At 62.1% G+C, this 13,457-nt stretch carries 11 protein-coding genes and 1 riboswitch; of the genes, 5 read left to right on the top strand and 6 right to left on the bottom strand.

Going from position 1 to position 13,457, the window contains the following annotated elements:
- Nucleotides 1–15: 15 nt before the first annotated feature.
- Nucleotides 16–1,281 carry an MFS transporter gene (locus QM716_RS03765; protein WP_283302478.1) on the bottom strand — a complete coding sequence of 422 codons (1,266 nt, stop codon included), beginning with the start codon at nt 1,279–1,281 and terminating at the stop codon, nt 16–18.
- Between the two features lie 216 nt (nt 1,282–1,497).
- Between QM716_RS03765 and QM716_RS03760 the strand changes: the two genes are divergently transcribed.
- A complete protein-coding gene (locus tag QM716_RS03760) occupies nt 1,498–2,127 on the top strand; it encodes a TMEM175 family protein (RefSeq protein ID WP_283302477.1) in 630 nt (209 codons plus the stop codon).
- Here the strand turns inward: QM716_RS03760 and QM716_RS03755 are convergent.
- Nucleotides 2,124–2,702 carry a CGNR zinc finger domain-containing protein gene (locus QM716_RS03755; protein ID WP_283302476.1) on the bottom strand — a complete coding sequence of 193 codons (579 nt, stop codon included), beginning with the start codon at nt 2,700–2,702 and terminating at the stop codon, nt 2,124–2,126. The genes QM716_RS03760 and QM716_RS03755 overlap by 4 nt on opposite strands.
- Nucleotides 2,703–2,810: 108 nt before the next feature.
- Here QM716_RS03755 and QM716_RS03750 point away from each other — a divergent pair, with 108 nt between their 5' ends.
- The 4 genes from QM716_RS03750 to QM716_RS03735 all read left to right on the top strand — a co-directional run bounded on the left by QM716_RS03750 (nt 2,811) and on the right by QM716_RS03735 (nt 7,975).
- Nucleotides 2,811–3,713, top strand: coding sequence for an NAD(P)-dependent oxidoreductase (locus tag QM716_RS03750; RefSeq protein WP_283302475.1), 903 nt, complete (start codon nt 2,811–2,813; stop codon nt 3,711–3,713).
- Complete coding sequence (locus QM716_RS03745; RefSeq protein ID WP_283302474.1) at nt 3,710–4,909, top strand: MFS transporter; 1,200 nt, start codon at nt 3,710–3,712, stop codon at nt 4,907–4,909. The genes QM716_RS03750 and QM716_RS03745 overlap by 4 nt, the downstream gene beginning before the upstream one ends.
- Nucleotides 4,910–4,921: 12 nt before the next feature.
- Nucleotides 4,922–5,437 carry an Rv2253 family sensor-like surface protein gene (locus QM716_RS03740; protein ID WP_283302473.1) on the top strand — a complete coding sequence of 172 codons (516 nt, stop codon included), beginning with the start codon at nt 4,922–4,924 and terminating at the stop codon, nt 5,435–5,437.
- Nucleotides 5,438–5,551: 114 nt separating this feature from the next.
- Nucleotides 5,552–7,975, top strand: a complete 2,424-nt coding sequence (locus tag QM716_RS03735) for an ATP-dependent Clp protease ATP-binding subunit (protein ID WP_283302472.1) — start codon at nt 5,552–5,554, stop codon at nt 7,973–7,975.
- Between the two features lie 52 nt (nt 7,976–8,027).
- Here QM716_RS03735 and QM716_RS03730 read toward each other — a convergent pair whose 3' ends face one another.
- The 4 genes from QM716_RS03730 to QM716_RS03715 form a co-directional block, all read right to left on the bottom strand.
- Nucleotides 8,028–9,893 carry an FAD/NAD(P)-binding protein gene (locus QM716_RS03730; protein ID WP_283302471.1) on the bottom strand — a complete coding sequence of 622 codons (1,866 nt, stop codon included), beginning with the start codon at nt 9,891–9,893 and terminating at the stop codon, nt 8,028–8,030.
- A gap of 31 nt (nt 9,894–9,924) precedes the next feature.
- Nucleotides 9,925–10,018, bottom strand: a riboswitch (SAM riboswitch).
- A gap of 103 nt (nt 10,019–10,121) precedes the next feature.
- Nucleotides 10,122–11,312 carry a fumarylacetoacetase gene (fahA, locus tag QM716_RS03725; RefSeq protein WP_283302470.1) on the bottom strand — a complete coding sequence of 397 codons (1,191 nt, stop codon included), beginning with the start codon at nt 11,310–11,312 and terminating at the stop codon, nt 10,122–10,124.
- Nucleotides 11,309–12,178, bottom strand: a complete 870-nt coding sequence (locus tag QM716_RS03720) for a hypothetical protein (RefSeq protein ID WP_283302469.1) — start codon at nt 12,176–12,178, stop codon at nt 11,309–11,311. Before QM716_RS03720 ends, fahA begins: the two co-directional genes overlap by 4 nt.
- Nucleotides 12,175–13,374: a homogentisate 1,2-dioxygenase gene (locus QM716_RS03715; protein WP_283302467.1), complete on the bottom strand. Its 1,200-nt coding sequence runs from the start codon at nt 13,372–13,374 to the stop codon at nt 12,175–12,177. The genes QM716_RS03720 and QM716_RS03715 overlap by 4 nt, the downstream gene beginning before the upstream one ends.
- Between the last annotated feature and the right edge of the window lie 83 nt (nt 13,375–13,457).

Below are 13,457 nucleotides of genomic sequence, written 5' to 3'. Positions count from 1 at the left end.
ACTTCTACGTGATCCTTACGCGATGACTGTAGTAGTGATGGCGGCGCTGTGGTGACGATACGCACCCTCGGTACGTGCGGAGAGCCGCGATACCAAGGCGAACGGGACCAACAAGACGAAGCTGATCCCTGAGATGATGACTCCGAAGGTCGGATAGCCGAGGCTCGCAGTCACCGAAGTACCGAACAACGGCGCAAACGCGGAGCCGATGAGGTATGTACCCAGTAGTGGGGCGGACCATCGGCCGGCGGCGTCGAGGGCCGCCGAGATGGCAACCAAGACGATGAACGTCGCTGCGTAGGTTGTATTCCAGGCGATCACCAGGATGAGGTAGATCGTGGAATCGGTTGCGAGGCAAGCCGACAGCTTCAGGATTGCCCCGAGTATCAGGAGTGCCGAGATCGACACTGTCCGGCTGACGCGAGAACCCAGCGCGGTCAGGACAACTGCTGCGAGGACGCCACCTGCCGTTGATGCGCTCAGTGCGAGACCCATCTGTTGGTCCGAGAGCCCGGCGTGCTCCGAGCCCATGATGCCGAGTACTGCCCACAGTGAGTCCTCGCTGATCGCCCAGACGGCGAGCATCGCGAGGAAGGCAGTCCCTGCAAAAGTGAGTCGTTTCGCGCTGACTCCGGCAGGCAGAGTCGTGGTTGCCGAGGCGGATTCGTCTTTCTCGGGCGGCTCGTTTACCGAGGACTCTTTCACCGGGGATGACGGCAACCAGGTCACTGTCGCGGCGGTGGCAAGTGCCAGGACCGCGACGATGCCGAAAGCGTTGGTCATGTGTGTGCCGAGGATGGGAATGAGCGCGAGGACCGCTGTGACGACGACCCGATTCACGAGTCCGCTGATGCTTGATACCCGGTCCGGGTTCGTGAGCGCTGCCAGTGCCGCGCCACCGACGGATGCGGCTCCACCAGCGCCGACGCCGCCGATGATGATCGCGGCGCACGCGATCACCGTGGACGGTGCGATGGCCGCGACGCCGAATGCGGCAGCCATCGCGATCAGGCTGATGCGGCCGAGAAGATGACGATGCGGACCCGATGCGATCCGCGTGGTGGCGAGGCAGGTGACCGCGCAGACCAGCAGCGATGCGGTCAGGATGGCACCAGCGGCAGATTCGGTGACACCGAGGTCCTCGACCAGAGCCACGATCATCAGCGGTATGAGGTTCGCGGTGATGAACCCCATGACGCCGATGCTGAAGACGGCAATACCGCGGTTGGCGGTGAGTGGAACCCGGTCGGACTTCGTATTCGCAGAAGCGTTGATTGGCACTAGGGCAACCCCAAGTCCTGAAGGGGGTGGCGGAACCGACCCCTGATGGCGTGATGCGAGTCACTTAATGAATGTGATTCGTTAAGTATGGGGACGGCCGAGGGCTCGGTCAAGAGGTATAACGAATTTGATTCGTTAATTGTATGTTTCGGGATCCCGACTCCCGCAAAGTGGCGTCACCGGTCTGTTTCTTGTTGTGAGGCTTATGCTTCCGCAATGGCTGAGATTGCGGAACGAACCCGCTACTTCGAGCGCTACGTCACTTTCATCGACGCGATTGTCGCCATCGCGATCACGCTGCTCGTTCTGCCGCTGGTCGAGCTGACCAGCGACCACCACGGCACCACGTCCGAGTTGCTGCGCGAGCACGCGGCGCAGTTCTACTCCTTCGCTCTGAGCTTTCTGGTGATCTTCCGCCTGTGGTGGTCGCAGCATCGACTTCTTCGTTTTGTGATCGACGCAGACAAGGTGGTTGTGCGCGGACTGGGGTTATGGGTACTGACCATCGTGTTCTTGCCCTTCCCGACGGCGCTGGTTGCAGCGCCGTCCCAGGACGTGGGAACCAGGGCTCTCTACATCGGGACGATGGCCGCCAGCGCTGCGTGCCTGGCGGTGGTCGCGTGGGGTCTGGTCCGCAACCCGTCGTTGAGCGAGGAGAATGCAAAGCCGCATTTCACGGCCGAGATTGTCACCTTCCTGATAATGCTGGTGGCACTGCTTGTCAGCGTGCTTGTCCCAGTGACGTCGTATTTCCCGCTGTTTCTACTCCTACTGTCGACCCCGATCGAGAAGCTGTGGAACCGAGTGGCGTCGAAATCGAGTGGCGGCAAGCGTGAGATGAGTTAGTCGGCGCGCGCGGTCATCGCGGATTTCTTCGCCTTGTTTCCGCAGATGTTCATCGAGCACCAGCGTCGGTTGTTGCCGCGACTGGTGTCGACGTAGAGGCCGGTGCACCCGTCGCCTTGGCATGCTTTGACGCGGTCGCGGTCGGATCCGCCGAGCACCGCGATGGCGTCGGCAGCCACTATCGACAAAGCGTCGCGGATCGGATTGTCTCCGGTTGATTTCCAGAGGGCTCGGCCATTCTCGAGGACGAGGTGGGCATCACCGAGTTCGGATGCGGTGTTGACGATCCCGACATCGGCGCGTGAGGCGCGGCGGTTCTCGCACACGGCGGTTCCGATGCGATGAATGGCCTCACGTAAATCCTGCGCGCCGCGGAGGTCGTCTGCCGTCGCTCTTGCTGGGGTGTCCATCAGATCGTTGGCGCGTAACCATAATTCGAGTCGCTGCGGGCTCGTGAGTCGCTCGAACCTCGAGCCGTTCCGATTGGTGAGGGTGGCGGTGAAGCGGAACGCGAGCGTGTCGTTGTCGAGCCGAAAGACGTCCCGAGCGGATTGATCAGCTCCTGCTTCGTTCACTTTCGTCCTCCTTCGTGGCGAACCATCTCAACCGGTTCGACAGCAACTGTACCCGTGTGAGAGTCTTGAACCGTCTTAGATGGTTCAACACTTTCGAGAGGGAAATCCATGACTTCTGTTTCCGTGGTCGGGTTGGGTGCGATGGGTCGTCCCATCGCACGAAATCTGATGGGCGCAGGCTTCGACGTGACGGTGTGGAATCGCAGCCCTGAAGCGGAAGCCGAACTGGTCGAGGAAGGGGCGACCGGCGCGAAAACCGTTGCCGAGGCGTTCGAGTCCGGTGTGGTGCTGTCGATGTTGGCGGATGATTCGGCTGTGTCCGCGGCCATTCTGGATCCCGCCGTACTCGCATCCGTTCCGAGTGGGACCGTGCACGTCAACATGGCCACCGTCAGCGTCGACCTTGCCAGGCGCGCCGCCGGACTGCACGCCGAGTACGGCATCGGTTACGTCGCGGCGCCGGTGTTCGGACGCGTTTCTGTTGCTCAGGCTGGTCAGTTGAACATCATCGCCGGCGGCGACAGTGCCCTTCTCGAGCGAGTACAGCCGTTCTTCGACGTCATCGGGGCGCGCACGTGGCCACAAGGTGAGCGTCCGGAGCAGGCCAACATCGTCAAGATCATCGGCAATTATCTCATCCTCGCCGCGATTCAATCCTTGGGTGAGGCAATCACATTGGGGGAGAGGTCAGGTGTGGACGGAAGTCAACTCGTAGAACTGCTGACCTCGACGATCTTCCCGGGACCGGTCTACTCCAGCTACGGAAACCTCGTCGCGACGCGTCAGTACGAGCCCGCGGGATTCACCACAGCTCTGGGCTTCAAGGATCTGAGGCTTGCGCTCGACGCCGCCGGCAGCGTCAATCTGGATTTGCCGTTCGGTGGCGTACTTCGAAGCGTGCTCACTCAGGCTCTGGCGAACGGTCAGGGCGAGATGGACTGGGCGTCGATTGCAGAACTGGTCCGTTCCGGCCAGGCGGGCGAAGGCAGTCCCGAAACACCGACGAGGTGAGCGCGAACTCGGACGAGACTGCCACTTCGGCGCTGGCGGAGACCGATTCCGTCCGGACGCTACCGCTGGCCGGGTTGTCGGCACTCGCAATGGCGGGATTCATCGCGATCACAACCGAAACCATGCCGGCCGGACTACTGGTGCAGATCGGGTCAGGACTGTCCGTATCTGTCTCCGGCGCTGGGCAATTGGTCACTGCATACGCGTTGGGCTCGGTCGTAGGAGCTGTACCGCTGATCGCATTGACCCGGGGATTGCGACGACGCGCAGTCCTGGTGTCGGCGATTGTAGGGTTCGGTGTCTTCAATCTGGTGACAGCGCTGTCGTCGAATTTTGTTCTCACCTTGGGTGTTCGGCTTCTGGCGGGCATGGCGGCAGGTGTGGTGTGGGGATTGCTTGCCGGGTACGCACGCAGGATGGCGCCCCCTCACCTGCAGGGGCGGGCCGTTGCGGTTGCCTCAGTCGGACAGCCGATTGCGTTGGCAATCGGCGTTCCGATGGGGGCGTGGCTCGGGACCTTGGTCGATTGGCGCGTCGTCTTCGCATTGATGTCGGGTTCTGCGCTACTTCTGGTGGTGTGGATACTCGCAGTGATGCCGGACTTTCCCGGGCAACAAGCGGATCGGCGGCTGTCGGTGCGGAAAGTCCTGGTCTTGCCTGGCGTACGACCGATTCTCCTTGTCGCGTTCTTGTGGATCCTCGCGCACAACATTGTGTACACGTATCTGGCGGCGTTTCTGGACCGCATCGGTTTCGGCGATCGATTGGGAATCGTCTTGTTCGTGTTCGGACTTTTCGCCTTCGTGGGCATCGGTGTGGTCGGGGTGTTCGTCGACCGGGCGCTTCGAAGTCTCACCATGTTGAGCTTGGTGGTCTTTGCCGCAGCTTTGACGGCCTTGGGCGTCGGCGGTGACAACTTCGCAGTGATCGCACTCAGCGTTGCAGTATGGGGTGTGGCATTCGGAGGCGCTCCCACTCTCCTTCAGACTGCGCTCGCGGAAACGACGGGCGACGCGGTGGACACTGCGCAATCGGTTTTCGTGACGATCTTCAATTCGGCGATCGCAGCGGGCGGTGTCGTGGGTGGATTGGTCCTGGCGAACAGGGGTGCGGGAGCGTTGCCCTTGGTGGCGCTGGTGCTGATCGTGGTCGGTGTTCTTGCGGCCAGTATCCGACAATTCGGACATAGCTTGTGATTCACTTCACGCATGCGGAAGTCATTGTTGGTGGTTGCGCTGGTTGCTGGTTGGTTTGTAGCAGGGGCGATGCCCGCGGGGGCGGCGGACGCGAACTGGTCCGGTGATTACTCGCTCAAGCGCTTCGCCGCGACCAAGACGGGTACAAGTCTGGCCGCCAGCCAATGGGAGCCGGATTTCTTGGATACGTACACGTTCGAGACGGACTGCTCGGGCGGAGTTTGTGTTGCCACAGTGGTGGGCGGGCCGGCTCCCGCCAATCCGACTTTGCCGCAGCCGGCGCAATATACCTGGGACGGAACCAGTTGGGTGCACCCCTATGACTGGGAGTGGGATTGCTACCAGGGTGAGGGTGTGCCCAAGGTGTGGTCGCCGGCGCACTCGGACGCGTACTACACACCTCAGCCCGATGGCAGCCTGAAGGGTTCGTGGCATACCGACATCAAGAGTGGTCCCTGCGAGGGATCGGTGATCATGCACATCGAGGCGTACCCGGTCGGTCGATCTACCGGATCTTTCGGTAGTTGAGAACGATCTTCGGCCCGAGGGTGTTGAAACAAATCTGAGCCCGCGGGAATTGATCGAGCCCCATGCACGTTAATTGAGTCAGTAACGCTCAACTTTCTGCAAGGAGGCTTCGGAATGCCAGCATTCTTCGGGCCCGAGGGTCCCGGTCGCATCGATATTTCCCGGCTCATGAGCAGGGCCACCCAGCAACTCATGGCTGACGCTGCACGCGTAGCGGCTGCTCGCGGTGATTCGGATCTCGATGCACTGCACGTTCTCCGCGTGATGGCGGAGCAGGATCCGGTCCGCACGCTCATGCAGCGCGCCGGAGCCGACCCGAAATCCGTGGTCGACGCCGTCGACCTGCGACTACCACAGGGGCGTGAGCAGGGTGCATACTCTGCTCCCGCGCTCAGCAGTGCCGTCAAAACTGCTCTACTCGAGGCACATCAACTGGCCCGAGCCCTGGGATCGACGTACATCGACCCCGAACATCTCTTCATCGCACTGGCCGGTGACCCCGATCATGTCCCGGGTCGCCTGCTCGCTTCCGCCGGTATCACGCCGGAGAAGCTGCAGGCCGCTGTTCAGAATCCCGCGGCCGGTCCAGTGGAGGACGAGTCCACCACTCCGACGCTCGACAAGTACAGCGTCGATCTCACCGATCGCGCTCGCAACGGCGGCGTCGATCCGGTGATCGGTCGCGCCGACGAGATCGAACAGACCATCGAGATCCTCTCCCGCCGTACCAAGAACAACCCGGTCCTGGTGGGTGAGGCCGGCGTCGGCAAGACCGCCATCGTCGAAGGTCTGGCCCAGCGCATCGTCGACGGGGACGTACCGGAATCGTTGGTGGGCAAGAAGATCGTCCAGCTCGAACTGTCGAATATGGTCTCGGGTACCCGTTACCGCGGTGACTTCGAGGAACGGCTCACCAAGGTGATCGACGAGATCACCGCACACAAGGACGAGCTGATCGTCTTCATCGACGAGATGCACACCATCGCCGGTGCAGGCGGCGGTGCCGAAGGCGCGATGGACGCCGGAAACATCCTCAAGCCCAAGCTCGCTCGCGGTGAACTGCACATCGTCGGCGCCACCACGCTCGACGAATACCGCAAGAACATCGAGAAGGATCCCGCGCTCGAGCGGCGCTTCCAACCCGTACAGGTCGGAGAGCCGTCGATTGAGGACGCGATCGCCATCTTGAGCGGTTTGCGCAGTCGGTACGAGGATCACCACAAGGTGCACTACACCGACGAGGCGATCACCGCTGCCGTGGAGCTGTCGGCACGCTACATCGGCGACAGGTTCTTGCCGGACAAGGCAATCGACCTGATCGACCAGGCCGGCGCCAGGCTCCGTTTGAGGACGGCCACGGTAGACACCGCTGCCCTGCAGCAGCGTCTCGAGCAGCTCGAGAGCGACAAGGAAAAAGCCGTCGCCGACGAGTTGTACGAGAAGGCGTCGACCCTGCGTGACGAGATCAACGCCGTCGCAAAGCGTCTCGAGAAGGCAGGATCCTCTGCTCCTTCCGAGGAAACTCCGGATGTGACCGCTGAACAGATCGCCGAAGTTGTCGCTCGCGCAACGGGTATTCCGGCCAGCCAGATGACTCAGGCAGAGAAGGATCGTCTGCGCCGTCTGGAGGAGGAATTGCACGGTCGTGTCATCGGACAAGATGATGCCGTTCGCGCCATCGCACGTGCGGTGCGTCGTAGCCGGACAGGTATGAGCGATCCGGATCGCCCCGTCGGTAGCTTCCTGTTCCTCGGGCCTACCGGAGTCGGTAAGACGGAGCTCGCAAAAGCTCTGGCTGCCATACTCTTCGGTGACGAGAACAAGATGCTGCGCTTCGACATGAGTGAGTTCGGGGAACGCCACACGGTCAGCCGATTGGTCGGTGCGCCTCCCGGATACGTCGGCTACGGCGAGGCCGGACAGCTTACGGAGCAGGTGCGTCGTAACCCGTACTCGGTGATTCTTCTCGACGAGATCGAAAAGGCACACCCGGACGTGTTCAACACGTTGCTCCAGGTGCTCGACGACGGGCGCCTGACCGACGGCCAGGGGCGCACAGTGGACTTCAAGAACACCGTCGTGATCATGACCAGCAACCTCGGCTCCGACATCATTTCGAGCAAGTCCGGTGGACTCGGCTTCACCACAGGTGACGCAGAGTCGGCGGAGAAGCCGCTGCGCGACCGCGTGATGGCGAGATTGCGCGAATCGATGCGGCCGGAGTTCCTCAACCGCATCGACGAGATCGTGATCTTCCGCAAGCTCGACACCGAGCAACTGCACCGGATCACTGATCTGTTGCTCGACGACAGTCGGAAGCGGTTGCAGTCGAAGGGCATCGACATCGAGTTCACCGCCGACGCAGTGGACTGGATCGCCGAGCACGGGCATCAGCCCGAGTTCGGGGCTCGCCCGTTGCGCCGTTCGATCCAGCGTGTGGTCGACGACAAGATCGCCGACATGCTGCTCGACGATCTCCTCGAAGAGGGTGGCAGCATCACCGTCGCGGTTGACGAGGGTGAGTTGGTGTTCAGCTAGGAGGGGCGCAGCCCCCGTGAGCGGTTAGGGAGTCCCTGGACTCCCTAACCGCTCACAGGCGCGCAGCGCCCAAAATCTCCACCGCCAGGGCATCGTTGTGCCGGAAGAACCCTGCATTGGTGCGCGGGCGAGGGAACGCCGCCGACCAGTTGTGGCCGGCAACCCACGGCCCGGCAGCGAAGCGACGAGGATGAGCGGTGTTGTCCTGATGAAGAATTCGTGACGAGCCGTCGACTGCGAGCTTCGCGGAACTGTCGGCGGTGGCACGTAGTTCGACTGCCTCGCCCCGACCGTGAAGCATCCGCAGGAGCGAGTCACCGCTCGCGCTGATGGAAGCGACGGGCAAGCGTGCTTCCACGAGGGTGTTCGCGGCCACGATATCGGTGTGCGAGGCACTGCGAGCGACAAAGATCCCAGCCCCCGTTTCCGGATCGATCTCCGTGGAGAACACCGAATCCGGGCCGAGGAACTGGACGACGCCGGCCTCGTTGAGGGCGACCAACTGTTCCAGACGCTCGGGTGGCGGACCACTGGCAATGAAGCTGAAGAACGAATGAAGCCAACCCTCGACGTCCTTGGCTACGGATTCGGCCGGGATTCTGCCGCGCCGCAACAATTCTCCGACAGTCATGTACGTCGAGAGCAGAGCTGAGAAGACAGCTGCGTCGGCGCTGAAATACGGGTCCGACCGGCGCGCGACGTCTGCCGAGATGTATTCGGTGATCCGGGATTGGACCTCGGCAAGTCCGTCGTAGCGCTCGCCGCCGAGTGGGCGGTTCAGCCGTTCGAGATCCATACGGTCTTCCGGCTTCGGGACTGCGTTCTCGACCAGTTCCTGCAATCGAGGCGAACCCCAAGCCAGCGAGGCGAATTCGGCGTCGAACTCCTCCCAGGTGCCCACCGTCCGGTCCGGGTGTGACGCGAACAGTTCGTGATAGTGGGCGCCTGCCAGTTCTTTCGACGCCAAGGGCCAGACGTCGTTTCGGAAATCCAACGTCCCGTCGCCGGGAACAAGATCAGCGGTGAAGAACCGAGGTAGCGGTGGGAGAGCGTCGGCGATCGAGTACGAAATCTTGGAGTGATACGGCACGCCGCGACGAGATCCGGCATACAACAGTGGTTCCCGACCCGAGGGAGCGTAGGAGAGGGCGCCGTCGTCACCGCGTTCGAAAACGCCGCCGCGGCTCTCGGCGAGCAGAACCATCCAGTCGATGAAAGCCAACCCGAGTCCGGCGATCAGCACCGGCTCGCCTGCTGGAATAACATCGGCGTCGAGGTCGGCGGTATATCCCGGACCTACATAGGTCAACCCGTGTTCGGACGCGAAGCTGCTCAGTGCGGATTCGCGCGGGGCAGCCAACGCATCCGGGTGCCCTTGTGCGAGAAGGACGGCCGTCGCCTCGATGACAACGCCGTCGTCCAGATGAACATTTTGTAGTTCGCCGACGTTCACGATGTCGACCACGGATCGTCGATGAACCCGAACATCGACGTGCGCTGGTGCAGAGTCGACCGCGGTCTGGAACACCCAGTTCAGGTATCGGCTTTGCAGTGACCTCGATGCAAACGACGACGGCGTGACGGTCGGCACTTCTGCCGCGATTTCGGGGAATTGGGCAAGCTCAGCCGAGTTCTCGGCGACCCATTCCGCGAGCGTCGGACCCGGCAGTACCGGACCGGTGACTGCGGTGGTCGCGTCGGTGAACATCGTGACGTCCGCGGTTGTCGAATTCATCCACAGGAGCGGCGCCTGGCTGCCTCGCCAAATACGGCCGGCACCTGCCGGATACGGGTCGACGACATGAATGTCGATCGGCGTGGGATCGGCGTTTACCGATTCGTGAGCGAGGATACGCTCGAGTACGCCGGTACCGCGGGGTCCACCGCCCACGATCACGATGACAGTTGCTGTCCCCACTGAGGTACGGGGTCGATCGCCGGGCACGAGTCCTCCATCGGACCTGGCAGAAAGCACCCGCACCTCAGCTGAGGGGGTTGCTGCGACGTCACGGAGCCAGGACTCTCGATCGCTCTGGATGGTTAGTCCAGCTTATCTTCGGAGAATCGTGAGGCAAGGAATTCCGGACATCAGATCAGCGTGAATCAAACAGTTGTCAATCGGTCTCCCGAGTCGACAGATCGACGGTTACCTTTCGGTCTGCGTCGCCGGCAGAATACGGGCTTGAACATCCCCGAAGCCGATTCGTGAACCGCCGACACCGGGAGCGGTGGCTGAGATGGAGATGGTGTCGCCGTCTTCGAGAAAGGTGCGAGTCTCGGAGCCGACTGCGACGGGTTCTTTGCCGCCCCAGGTCAGTTCGATGAATGCGCCGCGCTGATCCTTGTCCGGTCCGGAAATGGTTCCGGACGCAAAGAGATCGCCGGTACTCGCCGCTGCGCCGTTGATGGTGGTGTGCGCGAGCATCTGCGCAGGCGACCAGTACATCTGCGCGTAGGGCGGTCGCGAGACGACGTGACCGTTCCATTCGACGGCCAAATCGATGTCCAGTCCCCACTTCTCCTCACCGCGCAGGTAGGAGAGCGGTTCGGGGTCCTGGACCGGAGTGGCGATTCGGGCTGCTTCGAGGGCGAGCAACGGTACGACCCACGGCGAGATGGACGTCGCGAAGCTCTTCCCCAGGTTCGGACCGAGGGGGACGTACTCCCACGCTTGGATGTCTCGGGCAGACCAGTCGTTCACGACGACGGCGCCGAAGACATGCTCGGCGAATTCGTCCGGGGTGATGGAATCACCCATCTTCGAGGGAGTTCCGACGATGAACCCCATCTCCGCTTCGATGTCGAGGCGACGCGACGGTCCGAAGTCCGGGTTCTCCTGATCGGGTGACTTGCGCTGTCCGCAGGGGCGAATGATATCGGTGCCGGAGACGATGATGGTGCTCGAGCGTCCGTGGTAACCGACGGGAAGGTGCTTCCAGTTCGGCATCAAGGGGGCAGCGTCGGGACGGAACAACCGTCCGAGGTTGGTTGCGTGATTCTCCGAGGCGTAGAAGTCGACGTAGTCGGCCACTGCGATGGGCAAGTGGAGCTTTACCGATTCGACGGAAAACACTGCATCCGAGTCTATTTCACCGGTCACGAGTTCCGAGATCCGGTCTCGCACTGATATCCACTGATCTCGGCCCTGAGCCATGAATGCGTTCAGGGTCGGTTCGGAGAAGACGGAATCACCCAGTGTGGCTGCGAGATCGACCACCGAGTCGGCGACCCGTACACCGATGCGCGGCATCCCTCCCGCGGGGGAGAAGACCCCGTACGGCAGGTTGTCGAGACCGAACAGTGAGTCGGCGGGAATGTCGATGGTCGTGACGGTCATATGAGTGTTCCTTCGGTTTTGTCGGAGCGGACGATCAATCCGAGCCCTTCGAGCTCGGTGAGAGGGTCCGAGATGCTGCAGGTACCGAACGAGAGGAATCGGCGACGCACTTCGGCGGCCTCGTCCTCGGTCAGGCTCGCCAGGGCTCGCGCGATCGATTCCTCATCGCGCTGCGCCAGTGCCGCAATAACTTCCGAGCGGTCAGCGCCCCTCCTCGCAGCGTCGACGGCCACCATGATGTTGAGGAAGCCGTGCTGCTCGAAGCCAGTTTCCGGATCGGTGTTGCGCACGCCGTGGTGCAGTCCCGCAGTTGCCTTGAACGGGATATTCGCTCGGACAACGGATATCACCGCATCGGCGAGCTCTTCCTCGTTCGGGTACGCCTCGGCGACAATTCCGCCGGTGCGAAACTTTGCGGAGTACCCGGCAGTTTCGAGAGCTGTCAGATAGTCCGCGCGCCGATCACCACGGGGTACCTCGACAAAAATGTCGACGTCGGGATGAGCGGCATGTAGTCGAGCGAGTTCCTCGAAGGCGGCATCGGCGTCCAGCCCGTCAGGAGATCCCACCTCGACGGCGGCGACGCGAACACCAGCGATGGCGAGTGCATTCGACAATGCGTCTGCCGTATCGGCTGGACCGGCCGGCACGGTCAGACTCAGCGTCACCGGGTTGTCGGCCGAAACATACGCGGCCAGTTCGCTCAATCGCGGCGAGGGAAAGACGAAGGGTCCGACCAGAGCGTCGTAGTCCGCCTGCAGGTAGGCGGCGTGGGCCGGAACCGACTCGGCGAGAGGAGCATTGCCGGGTGGGAAGAGTGCTGCGTCGTCACACAAGCCGCGGAGGAGTGGAGAGATGATTGTCATTGCCGAGGCCCCCGCCCTGCCCAACTCCAGGCGTAGGCTTCGTCTTCGCAAGCCAAGGCTCCCTCACCCAATTCGAGCGGCCGGAACGTATCGACCATCACGGCCAGTTCGTCGAAGAACTCGGCGCCGATGCTTCGTTCGTACGCGCCAGGTTGTGGGCCGTGGGCGTGGCCGCCGGGATGAATCGATATCGAACCCTGCCCGATACCGGAACCCTTGCGCGCCTCGTAGTCCCCGCCGCAGTAGAACATGATCTCGTCCGAGTCGACATTGGAGTGGTAGTACGGCACCGGGATCGACAGGGGGTGGTAGTCGACCTTGCGTGGTACGAAGTTACAGATCACGAAGTTGTTCCCCTCGAACGCCTGATGTGCCGGCGGCGGCTGGTGAACGCGGCCCGTGATCGGCTCGTAGTCCGAGATGTTGAAGGTGTACGGGTACAGGCAGCCGTCCCACCCGACGACGTCGAAAGGGTGTGTGGGGTAAACCATTCGGGTTCCGACGATGCCTGCCGACGTACGGTGCTTGACCAGTACTTCGACGTCGGTGCCTTCGGCGACCATGGGCGCGTTCGGTCCGTGCAGGTCTCGTTCGCAGAACGGTGCGTTCTCGAGTAGCTGGCCGAAGCGGGAGAGATATCGCTTGGGCGGAACGATGTGACTGTTCGCTTCGATGGCGTAAGCGCGGAGTGGCTTGTCGCCCCTGGGGATCCATCGATGGGTCGTGGACATCGGAATCAGGACGTAGTCACCCTCGCGGGCGTCGAGCGCGCCGAAGACGGTCTCGACGGTAGCCTCGCCGGACTCGACGTAGACCATCTCGTCACCGATTGCATTGCGGTACAAGGGTGATGGTGCGGAAGCAACCACGTAGGAGAGCCGGACGTCGGCATTGCCGAGTATGAGACGACGGCCGGTTACCACGTCGGTCTCGTTCCAGATGCTTTCGGGGAACAGTGCATGGAGTTTCAGATGGCGCGGTTTGAGGGGGTGGTTGGGTGCGGTGCTCTGGTCGCGCAGATCCCAGACCGTTGCGTCGACGATGGCCGACGGAATCTCGCGGTGGTAGAGCAGCGACGAATCGGAGGAGAAACCTTCCTCGCCCATCAGTTCTTCGTAGTAGAGGTTGCCCGACTCGTCACGGTGTTGGGTGTGACGCTTCGGTGGAATGTTGCCGAGTTGTCGATAGAACGCCATGACTGGGCTCCTTCTGTGCTGTTGCGCCTGGCTCACCTCCACCAGATAGTAAATACATTAACTAAAATTGTGTGATGGGCGCA

Origin of the sequence: Rhodococcus sp. IEGM 1409 (genome assembly GCF_030056735.1) — a bacterium.
Taxonomy (GTDB): domain Bacteria; phylum Actinomycetota; class Actinomycetes; order Mycobacteriales; family Mycobacteriaceae; genus Rhodococcus_F.
Note: the sequence above shows the minus strand (reverse complement) of the source record. Positions and strands in the feature narration are given on the sequence as shown.

Bases quoted from the DNA above. Each gene is read 5' to 3' on its own strand.
- QM716_RS03715 (WP_283302467.1), bottom strand. From the start codon at position 13,374: ATGGCGTTCTATCGACAACTCGGCAACATTCCACCGAAGCGTCACACC.
- QM716_RS03740 (WP_283302473.1), top strand. From the start codon at position 4,922: ATGCGGAAGTCATTGTTGGTGGTTGCGCTGGTTGCTGGTTGGTTTGTA.
- QM716_RS03760 (WP_283302477.1), top strand. From the start codon at position 1,498: ATGGCTGAGATTGCGGAACGAACCCGCTACTTCGAGCGCTACGTCACT.
- fahA (WP_283302470.1), bottom strand. From the start codon at position 11,312: ATGACCGTCACGACCATCGACATTCCCGCCGACTCACTGTTCGGTCTC.
- QM716_RS03735 (WP_283302472.1), top strand. From the start codon at position 5,552: ATGCCAGCATTCTTCGGGCCCGAGGGTCCCGGTCGCATCGATATTTCC.
- QM716_RS03750 (WP_283302475.1), top strand. From the start codon at position 2,811: ATGACTTCTGTTTCCGTGGTCGGGTTGGGTGCGATGGGTCGTCCCATC.
- QM716_RS03720 (WP_283302469.1), bottom strand. From the start codon at position 12,178: ATGACAATCATCTCTCCACTCCTCCGCGGCTTGTGTGACGACGCAGCA.